The organism is Deltaproteobacteria bacterium (assembly GCA_003696105.1).
Taxonomy (GTDB): Bacteria; Myxococcota_A; Polyangia; order Haliangiales; family J016; genus J016.
In genome coordinates, this window is sequence record RFGE01000102.1 from 1 (window position 1) to 17,905 (window position 17,905).

Annotated in this window: 15 protein-coding genes and 2 tRNA genes; 7 read left to right on the forward strand and 10 right to left on the reverse strand. The window is 70.8% G+C overall.

Features of this window, described 5'->3' with window-relative positions; all coding sequences use genetic code 11:
- The 3 genes from D6689_06950 to D6689_06960 all read right to left on the reverse strand — a co-directional run.
- The coding region (locus D6689_06950) for a 5-formyltetrahydrofolate cyclo-ligase (GenBank protein RMH42834.1) at positions 1-537 on the reverse strand (537 nt) is incomplete at its 3' end.
- A 259-nt stretch (positions 538-796) separates the two neighbouring features.
- The gene (locus D6689_06955; GenBank protein RMH42835.1) at positions 797-1,081 is read right to left on the reverse strand and encodes a cell division protein ZapA; all 285 of its coding nucleotides are present in this window, start codon (positions 1,079-1,081) and stop codon (positions 797-799) included.
- 87 nt (positions 1,082-1,168) lie between these two features.
- The gene (locus tag D6689_06960; GenBank protein ID RMH42836.1) at positions 1,169-1,549 is read right to left on the reverse strand and encodes a PilZ domain-containing protein; all 381 of its coding nucleotides are present in this window, start codon (positions 1,547-1,549) and stop codon (positions 1,169-1,171) included.
- Positions 1,550-1,734: 185 nt separating this feature from the next.
- On the opposite strand from D6689_06960, the gene D6689_06965 reads away from it, so the two are divergent.
- Both D6689_06965 and D6689_06970 read left to right on the forward strand, forming a co-directional pair.
- A tRNA-Lys gene (locus tag D6689_06965) sits at positions 1,735-1,807 on the forward strand.
- A gap of 11 nt (positions 1,808-1,818) precedes the next feature.
- Positions 1,819-1,892 (forward strand) — tRNA-Glu (locus D6689_06970).
- A 350-nt stretch (positions 1,893-2,242) separates the two neighbouring features.
- Here D6689_06970 and D6689_06975 read toward each other — a convergent pair.
- Positions 2,243-5,092: a GAF domain-containing protein gene (locus D6689_06975; protein RMH42837.1), complete on the reverse strand. Its 2,850-nt coding sequence runs from the start codon at positions 5,090-5,092 to the stop codon at positions 2,243-2,245.
- A 180-nt stretch (positions 5,093-5,272) separates the two neighbouring features.
- Between D6689_06975 and D6689_06980 the strand changes: the two genes are divergently transcribed.
- Positions 5,273-6,073: a peptidylprolyl isomerase gene (locus tag D6689_06980; protein RMH42838.1), complete on the forward strand. Its 801-nt coding sequence runs from the start codon at positions 5,273-5,275 to the stop codon at positions 6,071-6,073.
- A 6-nt stretch (positions 6,074-6,079) separates the two neighbouring features.
- On the opposite strand, the gene D6689_06985 is transcribed toward D6689_06980, so the two are convergent.
- The 6 genes from D6689_06985 to D6689_07010 all read right to left on the reverse strand — a co-directional run bounded on the left by D6689_06985 (position 6,080) and on the right by D6689_07010 (position 11,067).
- Entirely contained in the window at positions 6,080-7,633 is a 1,554-nt protein-coding gene (locus tag D6689_06985; GenBank protein RMH42839.1) for a GNAT family N-acetyltransferase, read from the reverse strand.
- A 126-nt stretch (positions 7,634-7,759) separates the two neighbouring features.
- Complete coding sequence (locus tag D6689_06990; GenBank protein ID RMH42840.1) at positions 7,760-8,680, reverse strand: BMC domain-containing protein; 921 nt, start codon at positions 8,678-8,680, stop codon at positions 7,760-7,762.
- Complete coding sequence (locus tag D6689_06995; protein RMH42847.1) at positions 8,323-9,768, reverse strand: aldehyde dehydrogenase EutE; 1,446 nt, start codon at positions 9,766-9,768, stop codon at positions 8,323-8,325. Before D6689_06995 ends, D6689_06990 begins: the two co-directional genes overlap by 358 nt.
- Positions 9,769-9,785: 17 nt before the next feature.
- Complete coding sequence (locus tag D6689_07000) at positions 9,786-10,088, reverse strand: ethanolamine utilization protein EutN (GenBank protein ID RMH42841.1); 303 nt, start codon at positions 10,086-10,088, stop codon at positions 9,786-9,788.
- Between the two features lie 12 nt (positions 10,089-10,100).
- The gene (locus D6689_07005; protein RMH42842.1) at positions 10,101-10,391 is read right to left on the reverse strand and encodes a BMC domain-containing protein; all 291 of its coding nucleotides are present in this window, start codon (positions 10,389-10,391) and stop codon (positions 10,101-10,103) included.
- Between the two features lie 49 nt (positions 10,392-10,440).
- Entirely contained in the window at positions 10,441-11,067 is a 627-nt protein-coding gene (locus tag D6689_07010; protein ID RMH42843.1) for a hypothetical protein, read from the reverse strand.
- A 52-nt stretch (positions 11,068-11,119) separates the two neighbouring features.
- Here D6689_07010 and D6689_07015 point away from each other — a divergent pair, with 52 nt between their 5' ends.
- The 4 genes from D6689_07015 to D6689_07030 form a co-directional block, all read left to right on the forward strand.
- On the forward strand, positions 11,120-12,670 hold the full coding sequence (locus D6689_07015; GenBank protein ID RMH42844.1) for a TolC family protein: 1,551 nt from the start codon (positions 11,120-11,122) through the stop codon (positions 12,668-12,670).
- Positions 12,660-13,913 (forward strand): rhomboid family intramembrane serine protease, encoded by a 1,254-nt coding sequence (locus D6689_07020; protein RMH42845.1) that lies wholly within the window; start codon positions 12,660-12,662, stop codon positions 13,911-13,913. Before D6689_07015 ends, D6689_07020 begins: the two co-directional genes overlap by 11 nt.
- Positions 13,914-13,955: 42 nt before the next feature.
- Entirely contained in the window at positions 13,956-16,631 is a 2,676-nt protein-coding gene (locus D6689_07025) for a HAMP domain-containing protein (protein ID RMH42846.1), read from the forward strand.
- A gap of 174 nt (positions 16,632-16,805) precedes the next feature.
- Positions 16,806-17,905 (forward strand): sigma-54-dependent Fis family transcriptional regulator (locus D6689_07030; GenBank protein ID RMH42848.1); only part of this gene is annotated, 1,100 nt, incomplete at its 3' end.

A 17,905-nucleotide genomic window follows, 5' to 3' on the forward strand; every position in this document is an offset into this window, starting at 1 on the left:
CTCACCGACCGTCCGGATGCCCGCTTCCGTAATAACACAGTCCATCGGCGCGTCGTGGTCGTCGACGGGTACGATTTCGACCAGTTGCAGTTCGAATGCATAGCCGATGCGCCGCGCCCGCGGTGCGGCGGCCAGGGTCGCGTCGTAGTAGCCGCGGCCCCAGCCGAGCCGGCCGCCCGACCGATCGAACGCCAGTCCGGGCACCACGAACGCGGCGACGGCCGTCAGGTCGACGGCGGGCGCGTCGGGCGGCGGCTCCGGGATGCCGAGCACGCCCGGGCGCAGGTCGCGCGGGTCCGCGACGGCGTGGAACACGAGCCGGCGGGCGGCTCGGTCCACTCGCGGATAGGCGAGCGTCGCGCCGGCATCGGCGAGCGCGCCGGCGAGCGGCGCGGTCGCGAGCTCGCTGCGGAACGCGGCGTACAGGCCAATGGTCTGGCCCGGCGCCGGCGAGATCGCAGCGACCGCGTGGGCCGCCGCGATGTCGGCAGCGACCGCGGCGTGTTCTGGCGGGATCGCGTCGCGTCGCGCGATCATGGCTCGCCGTAGCCGTGGCTTGTCGATCAGCAACCTGCAGATAAAACTCTGCCCGGCACCGCAGGGCAACGGGCAAAGCGCTACTTTCCGTCGGAGTGGCCTAGGTGGGTTCCCAGCGCTTCGTTTCAGGCGTCCCGGCGCGATGCGGGCTGCTCACCGCGAAGCGTGAACCAGGATCCCGAGATCTGAGGTTTGGACTTTGCCGTTGCCGATGCCATGCCGGGCAGAGGCGTGACTCGGCGTTGTGTCGTTCATCGGCCTATCGCGATGCCTCCGTTTGCAGCGCGCGCAGGATGCGCTCCGAGCGCTCTTTCACCTGGCGCTTGAGGGTTTCGTGGCTCGCGCGCAGCTGGTGCAGCTCGTCGGCGATGTTGAGGGCCGCGAGCAACGCGAGCGACTGCGTCGTCTGAGTGCGCCCCGAGCGGCGCGCTTCGTCGAGCTTCGCGTCGACGTAGGCGGCCAGCTCTTTGAGGTACTTCGGCTTGGCGTCGGTGCGCAGCGACAACCGTTGTCGGGCAACCTCCACCGTGACCGCGCGCTTCACGCGTCGACGATATCACGCACCGCGCCACTCCCGATCGCGTTTTCGCGCCCGGGCGGCGGCGGGGCAGGCGCGGCCGGCCGACCGCCGTCAGCGGCCGGAACTGCTGCGAGCGAGCAGGTAGTTCGCGATCAGCAGGCGGGTCGGCAGAGCGAGGTTGCGAAAGCGGATGCCCATACCGCGGCCCGCCGGCGTGTCGTCCGTGCGGACGACCTCGCCCGCGAGCGACACGGGGGCGTCGGCGCCGGGAAGGTCGACGTCCACGTCCACGGCCGTCCCGGTGTCGTCGAGGAACTCGGCTTTCAAGAACAGTCCGTCGCAACTGAGGTCGGCCACGACGCCGTCGAGCGACACGGCGCGAGATCGGTAGCGCGCGGGCAAGCTGACCCGGATTCGTTGCGACTTGCGCTGTTCCACGTTGCGGCTCCTGCGTCGTGAGCACCCGCTCGGTGCGGGTCGGCGATGTGTCATGTAGCCCGGTGTGGGGGGCAACCCTACACAGCGATCGTTCGCGGGTCAAAGGAAATCCGGCAGTCGCCGTGCGCGCTCGCGGTTCGCCCGCGCGCCGTACGCGGCGGCTTCGCTGCCACTGAGCGGCGCGCGGCGCTTGAAATCGGCGGCGGCTTCGTGCAAGGTCATTGTCCCCCGAGGGGTACGGGCCCATAGCTCAGCTGGTAGAGCACCGGCCTTTTAAGCCGATGGCCGAAGGTTCGAATCCTTCTGGGCTCACTGCTACGGAAGACCCCATCGTCTAGCTGGCCTAGGACACCGGCCTTTCACGCCGGCGACACGGGTTCAAATCCCGTTGGGGTCGCTCTCGCTTGCGCCACCGCGGCGGCCCGCTCCGGGTCGTCGCGGCGGCGTGGATTCCCGCCGCCATCGGTGCGGCCCCGGCGGGCGGCGCCGGCGTCGTCCAGCGCGGCGGGCGCACCGCCGTCGACGTCGATCTCGCGCGCGATTTCGGCCCGCTGTGCGGCGCGGGGCGGGGGCGCGGTGCGGCCGCGGCGATGCGGTCCCCGTCGGGGCGTGCGTTGGCCCCGGCGCGGGGGCCGCGCGGACCGCGTCGGACCGCGCCCGGCGGCGCGAGCTCGACGCCCCCCGCCGCGCAAGGCGGAATCCGCGTGGGGCCCGTGTGCCGCGCACTCCGCCGAGCCCGAGGTGGCGTCAGCCGGCGGCCGCGTCTTCGATCGCGTAGCGCTTGAGCCGGCGGAGCAGGGCACCGCGCGAGATTCCAAGCGCCTTGGCGGCCCGCGTCCGGTTGCCGTCGTGCTCGCGCAGCGCGTCGATGAGCCGCTGCCGCTCGAGCTCCTCGAGCGTCTCGCGGAGGCCGTGGCGTGGTCCGCCGGCCTGGGGCCCGGCGGCAGCCGCAAGGGCCCGCTGCCCTCGCGCGCGGAAGACGTCGTCGAAGATCGGCAGGTCGGACGCCCGAATCACGTCCCCCTCGGCGTAGACGACGGCGGCCTCCATCGCGTGTTCGAGTTCCCGCACGTTGCCCGGCCACGGATAGTCGCGCAGGGCGTCCATCGCCGCCGGGTCGAGTCGCTTCTTGGGCCGACCGGTCCGCTGGGCGATCCCCTCGAGGAAGTAGTCGGCGAGCGCCGGAATGTCGTCGCGACGGTCGCGCAGCGGCGGGACGTGGATCTCCACGACCTGCAGGCGATACAGCAGATCCTCGCGGAAGGCGCCCCGAGCGACTTCCTCTCGCAGGTTGCGGTTGGTTCCGGCGACGACGCGGACGTCGACCGGCACCGGCTGGTCGGCGCCGACGGGGTGCACTTCGCGCTCTTGCAGGACGCGCAGCAGCTTGGGCTGTAGGTCGAGCGGTAGTTCGCCGATTTCGTCGAGGAACACGGTGCCGCCGTCGGCCGACCGGAACGCGCCGGGCTGCGACCGGACCGCACCGGTGAACGCCCCCCGCTCGTGGCCGAACAGCGCCGACTCGAACAACCCGGGCGAGATCGCGCCGCAATCGACGACGACGAACGGGCCACCGCGCCGTCGGCTGCCGGCGTGGATCGCGCGTGCGATCAGTTCCTTGCCGACGCCCGTCTCGCCGAGCACGAGTGCGGTCGCGTTCGTGCGAGCGACCTTCTGGACGAGTTCGAACGTGGCGCGAAGGCCGCTCCCGATCACCGGCTGGCGGCCGTCGCGGGAGGCGAGCTGGCCGAGCAGCTCGCGGTTCTCCTCCTCGACGCGCTCTTTGAGGCGGGCGATCTGGCGACGCCGCTTTTCGGCGCGCGCATACTCGCGGCGCAGCTTGTCGTTGAGTCTGTGCAGCTCGGTATGCGCGCGCGCGTTGTTGATCGCGACCGCGAGCTGGGCGGCGACGGTCTGCAGGAGTTCGCGCTCCTCGTCGTCGAAGCCGTTGCGGTCGTCGCGCGGCGCGACGACGAGCGCAATCTGCCCGCCGTCGACCGCGAGCGGCACACCGAGGATGCGCGCGGCGAGCTCGCGGGTCGACCGCGCGGCGAACGCCGCGCGTAGCCGCAACGAGATCGGATCGCGCGGTGCGAGCACATCGCCGATCGGAACGGTGCCGGCGACGGCGACTCGTCGCCAGCCGCCGACGTGGTCGTCGGCCTCGAAGATCGCCGCGCCGTCGGCCGACAACGCATCGCGCACGCGGTGGACGACGCCGCCGAGCAGGGCGTCCAGGTCGAGGGTGGCCGCGGCGGCTTCGGCCGCCTCGCGCAGCAGCGCGCGGATGCGGCTGCGGTCGCGCGCAAACCGCGCGTCCACCATCTGCTGCAGCCGCGCCCGCACCGGCCCAAACAAGGCCGCCGCGACCAGTGTCGCGCCCAGCGACGCGGTGAAGTTGCCGCCGGATAGCGTGCTGGCCGCGCCGCCGGCCGCGCCGATGAACGCGAGAAACAGCGCGCCGGCCAGCGCGGTTGCGATGACGTGCCCGCCGGATCGGCGCCACATCCGATCGAGTTCCCCGAACGGCGTGCGCGTCATCGCGAGGACGACCGACGTCGTGCCACCGATCATCGCCACGCCGATAAACGGCTTGAACCCGCCGGCGACGAACGCTCCGACATCGATCCACGCCCAGATGCCGCCCGCGATCAGCGGCACGGCGACGAACGCGTGGCCGACTTGCAGCCAGCGGGCCGCGCCGGGGTCGACCTCCGCGCGACGATGCCGGAGCCGGTGTGCGCGGGACACGACGCCCACGACGAGGTACACGACCGCCAGGCCGATACTCGCGGCGCCGAACGCGAGCGCCACCACGTTGGACTCGACCTCGTCGATGCCGGCGTACATCGCGAGGTGGGCCGCCGACATGGCCGTGGCCAGTGCAATCGGCGGGGCGTACAGGGCGAGCACCTGGCGCCGCGTCTGCCGGATCGCGCCGGCGGGGAACTTGAGCATGAAGTGGCACGTCACCGGAGCCGCCAACGCCATCGCGAAGAACCACGGCACGCTGAAGATCGCGGTCGACGCGACGTACTCCCACGAAAACGCCCCGGCGAGAAAGACGACGTACACCAGCGTGGACCGAAAAAACGCCCGCGGCAGGACTCCTGGGCCGCCGCGATCCGCGAGCACGGCCATCCACAGCAATACGCTCGCCAGCAACACCGCGGCAGCCGACGCCCACGGCATGCGCCGCCCGACCACAAAGCGCGCCGTCGTGCGGCGCGTGCCGTCGTCGAGGTCCAGCACGAGGACGTCGCCGGGACGGACGCGGCCGATCGCGTCGTGCACGGCCCGGCGGCCGCGCAGGGGCACGCCGCCGACGCCGACGATGCGCTGCCCGACCGCGACGCCCGCGCGCGCCGCCGCGCTGTCGGCGTCCACGGCGAGGATGGGCCCCCCCTGGTGCGCGTAGAAGCCGAGGTCCGGCGAAGTCGCTGCGCCGATGAGGACCGCGGCGGCATAGCCGAGCACGGCGAGCGCTCCCGCGAGCATCCGCCGCCGGCGTGCGCGCGTGCGCGCGTGCACCGTGAGCGCGGGGAGCGTCTCGTCGCGCGCCGACGAGGGATGCGGGCCGTACGGCGATCCAGCCATGAGTCGAAGGGCGATCGGGCAGGTTTGTGATTATTATGCAAAAACTACGCCGCGTCGGCGGCGACACCGATCGCCGGCCGTCACGCGGGCGACGCGGGGGCGCTGGGGTCTGGCCGCCGGCGGCAAAACGTGCGATCGGGGGCCGCACTCCCCGCCGGGCGATCTGCTATCGTCGCGGCCATGGCGCGCACGACATGGGTTGGAATTGCGGCCATCGCGGCGCTGGCCGCGTGGGGCTGCAGCAAGCAGGAGGCGACCGCCGACCATGCGTCTGGCCAGGCCGAGGCCAAGCCCGCCGCGGCCGCCGCGGCCAAGACGGCGGCGCGCGGCGGCGGGACCGGCGCCCCGTCCGAAACCAGCGGCTCGGCATCCGGTGGCACCGAGGCCGCGCGGGATCCGGCAGCGGACCGTCCGACCGAGGCCGACGTGCGACCGCCAACGGCCGCCGACCTTGCCGACTACGTCAAGGATCTCGAAGGCGACGGGCCGTTGACCGCAACCTTCGAGACGTCGATGGGGGCCATCCACTGCGAACTGTTCGAAAAACAGACCCCGATGACGGTCGCCAACTTCGTGGGCCTCGCGCGCGGCCTCAAGGCGTGGAAGCATCCGGGGACGGGCAAAATCGAGCGCCGCCCGTTCTACGACGGGCTCGTGTTCCACCGCGTCATCCCGAACTTCATGATCCAGGGAGGCGACCCGCTCGGGATCGGCCGTGGGGGGCCGGGCTACCAGTTCGCGGACGAGTTCGTGGACTCGCTGCGCCACGACCGGCCCGGCCGGCTATCGATGGCGAACGCGGGGCCCGGTACCAACGGCAGCCAGTTCTTCATCACGGAGGTGCCCACGCCGCACCTCGATGGCCGGCATACGATCTTCGGCCAGTGCGACGACATCGACGTGGTCAAGCGTATCGCCCGCGAGGGGCGGGTCGACAAGGTCAAGATCGAGAAGGTCACGATCGCGCGCGGCGGCAAGTAGGGCCGCCTACACCTCGCGCTCCACGTCCCCGTCGCGGAAGACGACGCGGTAGAGATCTTTGCGACGGTCGTACCAGTTCGTCGTCGTGCCCGTATAGCGGTGGCGACGGAGGCGCTCGATGTCGACATCGTGCACGAGAACGGTTTCGATGTTGGGAGTGCACTCGGCCGCGATGCCGTCCCAGCTGAACTGGACGTCCGACGGCGTGAAGATCGCGGACTGCGCGTAGTGCACGTCGGCGTTGGCGACGTAGGGCAGGTTGCCGACGCAGCCCGATGTGACCACGTAGACGTGGTTTTCGACGCAGCGAGCCTGCGCGCAGTGCCGCACGCGCAGATAGCCGTAGCGCTCGTTGGTGTTGAACGGAACGAACAGGATCTGGGCGGCCTTTTTCACCGCGATTCGCGCGAGTTCGGGAAATTCGACGTCGTAACAGATGAGAATGGCAACGCGGCCGCGATCGGTGTCGAACACTTCGATCGAGTTGCCCGGACTCACGCCCCACCACCTGCGCTCGCTCGGGGTGATGTGTAGTTTGTACTGGCGCCCGATGGAGCCGTCGCGGCGGAACAGGTAGGCGACGTTATATAGATCGCCGTCTTCGACGCAGAACTGCGAGCCGCCGATGATGTTGATGTTGTACCGGATCGCGAGCTGCCCGAACATGTCGACGTACTGCGGGGTATACGACGCGAGCCGGCGTGCCGCGGATCCAGGGTGGCGGTCGGGCGTGATCGACAACAGCTGCGTCGTGAATAGTTCGGGGAACAGTACGAAGTCGGCCCGATAGTCGGCGGCCGCGTCGACGAAAAACTCGACCTGCGCGGCCATCTCGTCGAACGAGTGGACCTGGCGCATCTGGTATTGCACTGTCGCGAGCCGAACGTTTTGGACGCGTTCGACGGAAGTCTTGCCGTCGCGCCGATAGTCGTGGTTGGTCCACTCGAGATAGGTGGCGTAGCCGCGCGATTCCTCGTCCGCCGGAAGATAGTTCGGAATGAGCCGGCGGAGTTCGAAGCCGTTGGCCAGCTGCGCGGTGAACACCGGGTCGAACAGCTCGCGCGCCTGCACGCGCTCCACGTATTCCTCGGCCGACATTTGGTCGGCGTACTTGTGATAGCCGGGAATGCGGCCACCGATGACGATGCGCGCCAGGTTCCGCTCGCGGGCGAGCTGTTTGCGCGCGTCGTACAGTCGGCGGGACAGGCGGTAGCCGCGATAGCGCGGGTGCACCATGATCTCGATGCCGTACAGCGTGTCGCCGTCGTCTGTGTGGTTGCGGATGAAGCCGTTGTCGGCGATCTCCTTCCAGTTGTGCCAATCGGAGTACAGGTCGAAGTCGACGATCAGACTGCTCGACGACGCGACAATCTTGCCGTCGTACTCGACGCACAGCTGGCCGTCCGGGAACTTCTCGATCTGACTGTAGAACTGCTCGCGCGACCACGGTTCCATGCCGGGGAAACACGCCTTCTGCAGTTCGACGACAGCCTCGTAGTCGCGCTTGCGCAGCCTGCGCACCCGAATTCGTTTCGCGACCAGACGTGCCCGCGGTTTCATTCCCATACCTCCGACTTCCCCCGGCTGCCGGCCGCGGTCAAGCCGCCGACGGCGAGTTCGTCCGTTCGCGCGCGGCCGGGTTCCGGGGGCGGGCGCGGTCGGTCGCGGGGCGGCGCCCGCGGGCGGTCAGCGCAGCAGCCGGTCGCGCAGGTCGTCGTGCGGCGCCGGTACGATCTCGATGCCGAGGATCCGCGCGGGGGCGACCGCGCCGCGCGCCGCGTCCACGGCGGCCTCGACGTCCGGCAGCTCGCCGGTGAGCGTGAAGAACGCCTTGCCGCCGATGCCGACGGCGAGCCGCAAATCGAGCAGGGTCACCGGCGCGGTCTTGGCCGCGGCGTCGGCGGCGCGCACCGCCGCGCACACCGTGTCGGTCTCGACGACGCCGACGGCGTCGATGGGCGCCGGGCGATCGCCGTCGCCGGACAACAGCGGCCACAACTGCGCATCCGCGTAGGGCAGATACAGCGCGTCGATCAGTGCGTCGCCGGCGACCTGTTGCGCGGCGCGCAGCGACTCCTCGACCTCGGCGACCTCGCCGGCGAACGCGACGAGGTGCTTGCCGGACGATACCGGGCGCGACCACAGCAGGGTCACCGGCGCGCGTTTGACCGCGGCGTCGCTGGTGATCACGCCGCGGGCGATCGAGCCGAGTTCGAGGATGGCCAGCGCCGGATGCACGCAGCGGGCTCCTATACGAACCGGAACGCGTCCTTCAGGGTGCAGCGCCGCTCGCGCGTGAAGTGGACCGCGGTGGTCAGCCCTTCGCCGGTCGGGCTCGCGATCGTGAACGAGGTGTATCCTTCCCCGCCGTAGCCAAGGCCGGCGAGGCTGGACGCGTTCTTGACGAAGATCGAGCAGTTGCAGATTCTCGCCATTGCCGCCATGTTCTCGATGTTGTTCGAGTGCATGACGGCCGTGTGGTGAAAGCCGTGCTCGACCCGCAGCGCCGCCGCGATCCCGTCGGCGGCGTCGCGCACGCGGACCATGCCGATGACCGGCATCAGCAGCTCGTGCTGCACGAACGGATGGCCCTCGTCGACGTGACACAGCAGCAGGCGCAGGTCGTCGCCGTGGCCGCGGATACCGATCTGTTCGGCGATGAGGGCCGCGTTCTTGCCGACCCACTTGCGGTTGATGTGCTCGCCGTCGAGGATGACCTTTTCGAGGTCGCGGACCTGTCGGTCGGTGAGCAGCAGCGCGCCCTTCTTGGTGAGCTGGTCGGTGAGTTCATCCGCAATCGACGAGACCGCGATGATCTCCTTCTCGGCGATGCACACGATGTTGTTGTCGATGGAGGCTCCCTCGACGATGTAGTGCGCCGCGCGTTCCAGGTTGGCGGTTTCGTCGACGACGGCCGGTGGATTGCCCGGGCCGGCGGCGATGACCTTCTTGCCGGAGTCGAGCGCGGCGCGGACCACGCCGGGGCCGCCGGTGACCACCGACATGCGGATCGCGGGGTGTTTCATCAGGTGCTGGGCGCTCTCGATGGTCGGGTCTTCGACGGAGACCAGCACATCGCGCGGCCCGCCGACCGATGCGATCGCCTCGTTGAGCAGGTGGACGAACCAGTTGCAGGTGCGCCGGGCCGCGGGGTGGACGTTGAATACGACCGAGTTGCCCCCCGCGATCATGCCGATCGAGTTGCACAGGATCGTTTCGGTCGGATTCGTACACGGCGTGATCGCCAGCAACACGCCGTAGGGCGCGCGCTCGGTGAGCATGAGGCCGTCGTCGCCGGTGTACGCGACGGGCCGCAGGATTTCGGTGCCGGGCGTCTTGGTGGCGACGAGGCGGTTCTTCTTGCGCTTGTCGTCGACGCGGCCGAGACCGCTCTCCGCCACCGCGAACCGGGCGAGGTCGTCTAGATGGCGCAGCGCCGTGTCGCGCATCGCAGCGATCATGCGGTTGCGCAGCTCGATCGGCGCCCGCTCGTTGGCCTCGAACCCGCGACGAGCGGCCTGGACCGCCTGTTCGGGGTCGGCGTAGACGCCGAGCGTGCCGCGCGGGATGTCCACCGCACCGCCGGCTCCGCGCACCGGCGGGCCGGCGGCCGGCGCGGGCAGCGCGCCGGACTGCGCGAGTCGCTCGACGACGCGAGCGACGATCTCCTCGATGCGGCGTTCGTCGATGGGCAGGGCCACGCGCGCCTCCCTCAGTCGCTCGCTTTGCGATAGCGGGTCTCGCCGTGCGCTTCGACGAGATCCACGATCGCCATAATCGTCGCGTCGACGGGCCGGTTGTTGGTCAGCTCGGTCTGGCGCGCCGAACTGCCCGACGCATAGAGGACGACCTCACCGATGCCGGCGCCGACCGCGTCCGCCGCGACGACGGCCGGCGCGCCGGGGGCCACCCGGCCGTCGAAGTCGCACCCCTGTACGAGCAGGAGCTTCAGCCCCTCGACGGCGGGCTCCTTGCGCGACGACACGACCGTGCCGACGACTTTGCCCAGGACCATGCGCCGGCCCCGCTATTTCGTGTCGGGCTGGCGCCCGAGGGGCAGCACCGCGTCGACGTTGGCGTGCGGCCGCGGGATGACGTGCACCGCGATCACCTCGCCGACGCGCTCGGCGGCGCGCTGGCCGGCCTCGGTCGCGGCCTTGACCGCCGCGACGTCGCCGCGCACGACCGCGGTGACGTAGCCGCCACCCGTCTTTTCGTAGGATACGAGTTCGACCTTCGCGGCCTTGACCATCGCGTCAGCGGCCTCGACCATGCCGACGAAACCTCTGACTTCGATCATTCCCAGGGCGTCCGCCATCGTTCGTTCTCTCCGTTTCGGTTGCTAGCGTGTGCGCAATGCGCGTTGGTTACTTGTCCTGGGCGCGGCCGGTGATCGCCTCGAGCGCGGCGATTGCGGCGGCCGCTCCCGCGTCCATCTCGGCCTCCGAGCCGGACATGTACAGCCGGCCGAAAGCGCCCCACGGCGTCACGTTCACCAGCGACACGTGAGCCGCCTTCTCGGCCTCGTTGGCGGCGAACGTCACGTAGCCGGCGGGCTGCGTTTCGAGGATGAAAAGCGACTCTCCGGGAAGAACCATCATCCCGGACGAGTTTCGGTTGATGATCTGCGTTTGGTACGCCTCGACCGAGCGAATGATCTGATTCGTGACGATCTTGGGTTTGAGCCGATCCTGCTCCGCAACTTCGAGTTGCGCGAGGATGTTGCGGCCGGCGGCGAGGACCTCGCCTTGGTCGTCGTGGTGGACTTCCAGCAGCCCGAACGCTCGCTCGACGATCTGCAGCGCCGGCTGGACCTTCGTAGCCTTGAGCGCGGCGTCGGTCACGCGGTTGATCGCGATCCCGGGCGCGATCTCGATGAACAGCGATGCCTGGCCGGGCACCGGGAGAAAGCCGCGCGCGGTCTTTCCCATGAACGTCGCGAGCTGCGGTTGCAGCTGATCGAGAAACGTGTACGTGCGCAGCTGGATCGTCATCGGGATCCGGCAACCTAGCATGCCGATTTGATTGGAGTAAAGAGGACCTGCCGTGCTACGAACGCGACTCGTGAGCCGAACTCGTCGCCGCCGCCGCCCGCTGTTGCCGGCCGCCGCGCTTGCGCTGGCCGCCGCCGCCGCCGCGCGGGGGGCGTTTGCCGACACCGGCGGGCCGCCAGATGCCGGCCCGGCGCGTCGTTTGACGTTGGCCGACGTGCTGGCCGTGGCCGTGCGCCAGAGTCCGGATCTGGAGCGCGCCGCCATCGACGAGCGGGTCGCCCAGGCGGCTTACCTCGAGTCGCTCGGCATCGACGACTGGCTGGTCACGGGCGTGGCGACCGCGCGCGTCGTGGAGCTACCGGAGCAGAGTTCGCGCGTGTTCGCCGGGCAAAAGGGCGCGGACCTCGCGGTGACGCTCGCCCGGTCGCTGGCGACGGGCGGGGCGGTCAGCGCGACGGCCGGCGCGGGGGTCCGCACGTCGCTCGCGTGCGATCTGACGCTCACCTGTGACGAGGTCACGCTCAAGGCGGCCAATGTGCGGGTGACGTTCGATCAGCCGCTGCTGCGTGGGCGCGGCGCCGCGGTCGCGCGCGCGGCGCAGCGCAAGGCCGACATCGGCCGGTCGATCGCGGCGCTGTCGCGGCAGGCCGCCGCACTCGACGCGCTGCAGCGGGTGATCGCGGCCTACTGGGAGGTCGCGTACGCCGCGCGCGACCTCGCCATCCGGCGCGGATCGCTCGAGCTGGCCCGCGAGCAGCTGCGCATCACCCGGGCCGGGATCGACGCCGGCTCGATCGCGCCGACGGAAGCGGTGGCGGTCGAGCAGGGGATCGTGGAGCGCGAGGAGGCGATCGTCGCCGCCGAGGTCAACGTCGCGGAGCGGTCGCTGGACTTGCGGCGCATCGCCGGGTTGGAGATCGGGCCGGGCGAGGTGTTGATCGAACCCGCCGAACCCACCGGGCCGCTCGACCGCCGGTTCGACGTGAACGCGGCGGTCGCCCGGGCGCTCGAGCGCAGCCCCGGCCTCCGGGCCATCGCCCTGCAGGGCGAGCAGGCCGAGATCGACGCAATCGTCACTGCCAACGGCCTGCAGCCGGTGCTCGATCTTCACGTCGAGGGCGGGCCCGACAGCGAGACGGCGTCGACCGCCGATACGCTCGAGCAGCTCGCGACGTTCGACTCGTATTCGGTCTCGGCGTCGCTCACGTTCCAACACGAGATCGGTTCGCGCGCGGCGCGCGGTGCCGATCGGCGGGCCCAGCTGGCGCGCCGGCGCGTGAAGGTCGATCTCGAGGCGGCCCGCCGAGAGACGGCGGTCGCCACGGCACAGGCCGTCCATCTGGCGCGCGCGGCGCAGCGGCGCATCGCGCTCGCGGAGCAAGCGATCGCGCTGGCCGAGCAGACGCTGCGCAACGAGCAGGCGCGGTTTCAGGCCGGGACCGCGACCAACTTCGACGTGCTGCAGCGGCAGCAAGCAGTCGAGCAGGCGCGGTTGCGCCACGCGCGCGCCGTCGTCGACTACCTGTCGGCCGCGGCGCAGGTCGACGCGCTCACCGGGGACCTGCTCGACCGCTACGGAATCCGCATCGCAGATGGCGAGTGACGGCGGCGGCAGGTGGACCGAGTGGCTGGTCGCGATCGCCGGCGCGCTCGGGTTCAACAAGGTGCGCGTTCGGTGGAAGCTGCAACGCATCGGCACCCGCTGGCGGCGGTTCGTCCGCCGAAGCGAGCAACGCGCCAACCACGTGCGCTACGCCCACAAGACGTGCACGGCGTGCGGTTCGGTGCAGGACCGCGATGCGGAGGCATGTTCGCGCTGCGGCGAGCGGCTCGGGCGACGCGGCTGGCAGGTGCTCGAGCGGATCGGCGTGCACGCGCCGGCGCTGCTGTCGACCAGCACGTGGATCGCCGGGCTGTGCGCGCTGGCGTACGTCGGTCTGGTGGTGGACGGCGGCGGCGGGCTGGCGTCGGTGGACTGGATGGTGCTGTTCCGCCACGGCGGCCAGTATCCACCGGCGGTCGACGCGGGCGAGTACTGGCGGTTGCTCACCGCGCTGTTCCTGCACGCCGGGATCTGGCACATCGGCTTCAACCTGGTCGCGCTGGCGATCGTCGCGCCCCACGTCGAGGAGCTGTACGGCGACGCCGCGATCGCGACGGTGTTCGTCGCCGGCGGCCTCGCGGCGAGCGCCGCCTCGTGGCAAATCGGCGGCGCGATGAGCGTCGGTGCGTCGGGCGCGGTCATGGCGCTGATCGGGCTCGCGGCCGCCGCGGGCCACCGCGAGGGGACGTCCGCGGGCCGTCGCATCCGCAACGACATGCTCAAGTGGCTGCTGTACACGACGCTGTTCGGGCTGATGATGGGCGCCGACCACGCGGCGCACTTCGGCGGCTTCGCGGCGGGCGGTGCGCTCGGCCTCGCGGTGCGGCCGGCGGCTGTGCGGACGCGCCGCGGCCGGGCGGTGTCGCGCGCGCTCGGCGTCGCATGCGCCGCCGTCGCCGCGGTCGGAGCCTACTGGACGTGGCGGCCGCCGGCGAGCCGCTACCTGGCGGCGATCGAGCGCGACGCGGCCGCTGAGGTGGCGCGAGTCGTCGGCGACCTGCGCTCGCGGTGCGACGGCGGCGCGAGCGGCTCCGGCGAGCCGCGCGACGGCGCCGCGGGCGCGCCGGACGCGCCCGGCGGTGGCCGCGATCCGGCGTGCGACGAACTCGACGCGCTGCGCCGCAAGTGCCGCTACGACGTCGGCGACTTCCTGCCGCCGGACAGTCCGCCCGAACTGCACGCGTTCTACGAGGGCGTGTGCGACGTGTTGCGCGACGGCCGCGACCGCGGCGACGGCCGATGACCTGCGGCGAGCGGCGTCGCGCCTCTGCTATCCTCGCCGCGAGTGGGCGACGCCACGGAGCACAGTGACTCGCGCGCGCCGCGCGGCGGCGACCCGCCGCTCGCGTTCAAGCGGCTGTTCGTCGTCCCCGGCGTCGCGATCACGTTGGCCGAGGCCGCCGCCGTCGTGTGGCCGGCGCTCGCGCTGTTCGACCTGCCGCCGGAGGTCCGCGCGCCCCTGTCGCGCGCGGCCATTCCGTTGGCCGCCGGCGCCCTCGCCATCTGGTTTGCGTCGATCGCCGCGTGGCTGCACCCGGTGCAGCGCGCGGTCGCCGTGCGCCGCCGCGGCGAACCGCTGCCGAAGCCGCTGGCCTCGCGCGCGTACCGCGCGACGTTTCGCGCGCCGCTGCGCGTGTTGCTGTTGCGCGTCGGGCTGTGGGCGGTCGTGTCGGCGATCGCGGGCGCAGCGCTCGTGCGCGCCGGCGCGTGGGGACCGCGGGACGTCGGCCATCTGGTCGGCATGGTGTGTTTGCACGCGTTCGCCGTCAATCTCGGGCGCGCCGCGTGGTACGGCGCCATCTTGCGCAGCGTGCGCGAGCGCCTGTTTCCCGAGGCGACGCGCATGCGCGTGTTCGCCGACGGCTACTTCGGCCGGCTGGCGCTCGTCGCGCTCGGTGTCGCCGGCGGCGCGTCGGCCGCGGCGTCCGCGTTCGTCTATTTTTTCGTCCGCTTGCCGCGCGAACAGTTCCTCGAACTGCAGGCGCTGTTGCCGCTCGGCGTCGGCGGCGCGACGGCCGCGCTGGTCGGCCTGGCGCGTTACTGGACGCGGCCGATCGACCGCTATCTGCGCGACGACGGCGGCGAGCCGACCCGCGTGTACCGGCGCGCGCAAGAGCTGCCGTATCGACTCGCGCTCGCGACGATCGGGTTGTGGGCTGCCGCCGCCGCCGCGATCACGGTCACCGCCCGCTACACGATGGATCTCGACAGCGACGACGCCGTGTTGCTGTTTGGCGTCACCGTCGTGCTCGCCGTAGGCGCCGCGCTCTACCAGGCCTTGTGGCACCGCGAGACGATGCGACCGCTGCTCGCGCACCTCACGGTGCGCCATCGGCTGCCGCTGCGGCGCCTGCGGTCGTCGCTGTCGCTGCGGGCGAAGCTGCTGACGTCGTTCGGCGGTGTGGTCGCGTTCGCGTGCGGGCTGGCGCTGCTGTGGGGATTCATCCAGTACAAGAACTTGGTCACCGGATTCGTCGGCCGGCAGGCTGAACTCGGCATGGCGTGGTTGCGGTCGGAGGTGCAGGCGGCGATCGCGAGCGCGGCCGAACCGCCCACGCCGGCAGCGGTCGAGCGGGTATTGCTGGCGGCCGACGCGGCCACCCCCGCGCGAAATGCAGTCGTCTACTTCGAGCCGACCGACGTCGGTGCGCGGCCGTTCGCGCTCGGCGGCGGCCCGATGGGCGCGCCGCGGTTGCCGTGGTACGCGCGGGCGCGCATGCGGCTCGGCGGTGACGGCCCGCTCGAGGTCGGCTCGCTCGGGCTCACCGGCGTGCACGGTCGGCTGCGCGTTCAGTGGCGCGGCGAGGCCTACGACCTGGGCGCGATCGCGGTGCTGTTTCCCGCCTACTCGGGACGGGGTCCGTCGATCGAGCGGCCGCTCAAGGAGCTGCTCGTGTTCTTCGTCGTCTTGTTTGGCGTGTGCGGGGGGATTGCGGTGCTGACGGTGCGCGAGTTCGTGCAACCGGTCCGCGAACTGCAGCAGCGGGCCGACGCGATGGCGCGGGGCGAACTCGCCAAACCGGTCACGTCGTCGGGCGAATCGGACGAAATCGGCCGCTTGACGTTCGCGCTCGAGGAGATGCGGCGCGCGCTCGGCGAGAAGCTGCGGTCCACCGAGGAAGTCAACCTCGACCTCGAGCGGGCGGTGCAGCGGCGGACCGCCGACCTGGCCAAGAAGAACCGCGAGCTGGCGGAAACGCTCGAGAAGCTCACGCGCGCACAGAGCCAGCTCGTGCGTTCGGAGAAGATGGCGTCGATCGGTCAGCTCGTCGCCGGCATCGCGCACGAGATCAACAATCCGGTCAACGCGATCGTCAACACGGTCGGTCCGCTCGACGACGCGATCGCGGCGCTCGGCGACGTCCCCGAGGCCGACGAGATGCGTCAGATGATCCGCGTGATCCAGCGCGGCGCAAACCGGACCAAGGACATCGTGCGCGCGTTGCACAACTACTCCCGCACGGACGACGAGAGCGTCGTCGACGTCGACCTCAACCGGAGCCTCGACGATTCGCTGGAACTGCTGCGGCACCTACTGAAGGGCGGCATTCGCGTCGAGCGCAGCTACGGCGACGTCGGCCGCATTCGCGGGCACGCCGGCCAGCTCAACCAGGTGTTCATGAATCTGCTCACGAACGCCGCTCAGGCGGTCGCCCACACCGACGGCGCCGAGATTCGCGTGTCGACCGACGCGACTCCCGACGCGGTCGTGGTTCGCGTGTCCGACAACGGCCCCGGCATTCCGCCGGACGTCCTGCCGCGCATCTTCGATCCGTTCTTCACGACCAAGGACGTCGGCGAGGGCACGGGGCTGGGGCTGTCGATCGTCCACGGCATCGTCGAGCGCCACGGCGGCACGATCGAGGTCGACAGCGCGCCGGGCAAGGGCACGACGTTCACGGTGACGCTGCCGCGCGGGGATGTGGGCGCGTACGCGCAGTCGGGCTCGGGGACGGCGTAGGGGGGCGCCCGATCGGCGCATCGGGGCCTTCTCGCGTGCGGAATGACAAACTGGCACGACGCGGTATACCTGTTGCCAGTTTGTCACGGCTGCGCGAGGGGGTGTCGTGTATCTGGTTGAAATTTAAGGGTACGCATTGGAACGCTGTTTGAAGGTGTACGGGAGTCCATGATCATGACGCGCTCGTCCGATTCGCCCGAGGCCACGGACGCCGCAGGCGGCGACCTGTGGGCGCGCGAACACGTCGTGTTGGTCGTCGACGACGAGCCGTCCATCGTCGACTCGCTGGCCAAGATCTTTGCGCGGGAAAACATCAAGGTGCTCACCGCGCGCGACGGGGAGACCGGCCTCGAGCTGTTGCGCAAGCACCGCGTCGGCGTGCTGCTCACCGACCTGATGATGCCCAAGGTGTCGGGCCTGGACCTGCTCAAGGCGGCCAAGACGCTCGCGCCGGAGACGGAAGTCATCTTGATGACGGCCTACGGCACGGTCGAAACGGCCGTGCAGGCGATGAAGGAGGGCGCCTACGACTTCGTCACCAAGCCGCTGAAGCGCGCGCACGTGACCCGGACGGTCCGCAACGCGCTCGAGAAGCAGTCGCTGTTGATCGAAAACCGCGCGCTGCGCGCGCAGCTGGCCGAGAAGCGGCGGCGGGCGATCATCGGCACGTCGCTCGCGTGGCGCCGGACGATGGACACGGTCATGCAGGCGGCCGCGAGCGAGGCGACGGTGCTGCTACTGGGCGAAAGCGGGACCGGCAAGGAACTGCTCGCGCGCGCGATCCACGAACATTCGCCCCGGGCCAGCCAGCCGTTCGTCGCCATCAACTGCGCGGCGATTCCGGAGTCGATTCTCGAGGCGGAGCTGTTCGGCTACGAAAAGGGCGCGTTTACCGGGGCGGCGCAGCGGCGCGAGGGCCGGTTCGAGGCAGCCGACGGCGGTACGCTGTTTCTCGACGAGATCGGCGAGATTTCGCGCCACGTCCAGGTGAAGTTGTTGCGCGTGCTGCAGGAGGGCGAGATCGAACGGCTCGGTGGCGCTGGACGGTCGCGCCGCATCGACATTCGCCTGATCGCCGCGACGAACGTCGACCTGGCGGCCGAGGTGCGCGAGGGGCGGTTTCGCGAGGACCTCTACTACCGGCTCAACGTCGTGCCGGTCCACGTGCCGCCGCTGCGCGATCGCCGCGACGACATCCCGCTGTTGGTGCAGCACTTCATCAGCGTGTACGCGGACAAAAACGGCAAGCCGATCCGCGGCTGCACTCCGAGCGC

Excerpts from the sequence above, each read along its gene's own strand:
- D6689_07000 (RMH42841.1), bottom strand. The coding sequence starts at position 10,088 with ATGGTCCTGGGCAAAGTCGTCGGCACGGTCGTGTCGTCGCGCAAGGAG.
- D6689_06975 (RMH42837.1), bottom strand. The coding sequence starts at position 5,092 with ATGGCTGGATCGCCGTACGGCCCGCATCCCTCGTCGGCGCGCGACGAG.
- D6689_06985 (RMH42839.1), bottom strand. The coding sequence starts at position 7,633 with ATGAAACCGCGGGCACGTCTGGTCGCGAAACGAATTCGGGTGCGCAGG.
- D6689_06980 (RMH42838.1), top strand. The coding sequence starts at position 5,273 with ATGGCGCGCACGACATGGGTTGGAATTGCGGCCATCGCGGCGCTGGCC.
- D6689_06960 (RMH42836.1), bottom strand. The coding sequence starts at position 1,549 with ATGACACATCGCCGACCCGCACCGAGCGGGTGCTCACGACGCAGGAGC.
- D6689_07020 (RMH42845.1), top strand. The coding sequence starts at position 12,660 with ATGGCGAGTGACGGCGGCGGCAGGTGGACCGAGTGGCTGGTCGCGATC.
- D6689_07010 (RMH42843.1), bottom strand. The coding sequence starts at position 11,067 with ATGACGATCCAGCTGCGCACGTACACGTTTCTCGATCAGCTGCAACCG.
- D6689_07005 (RMH42842.1), bottom strand. The coding sequence starts at position 10,391 with ATGGCGGACGCCCTGGGAATGATCGAAGTCAGAGGTTTCGTCGGCATG.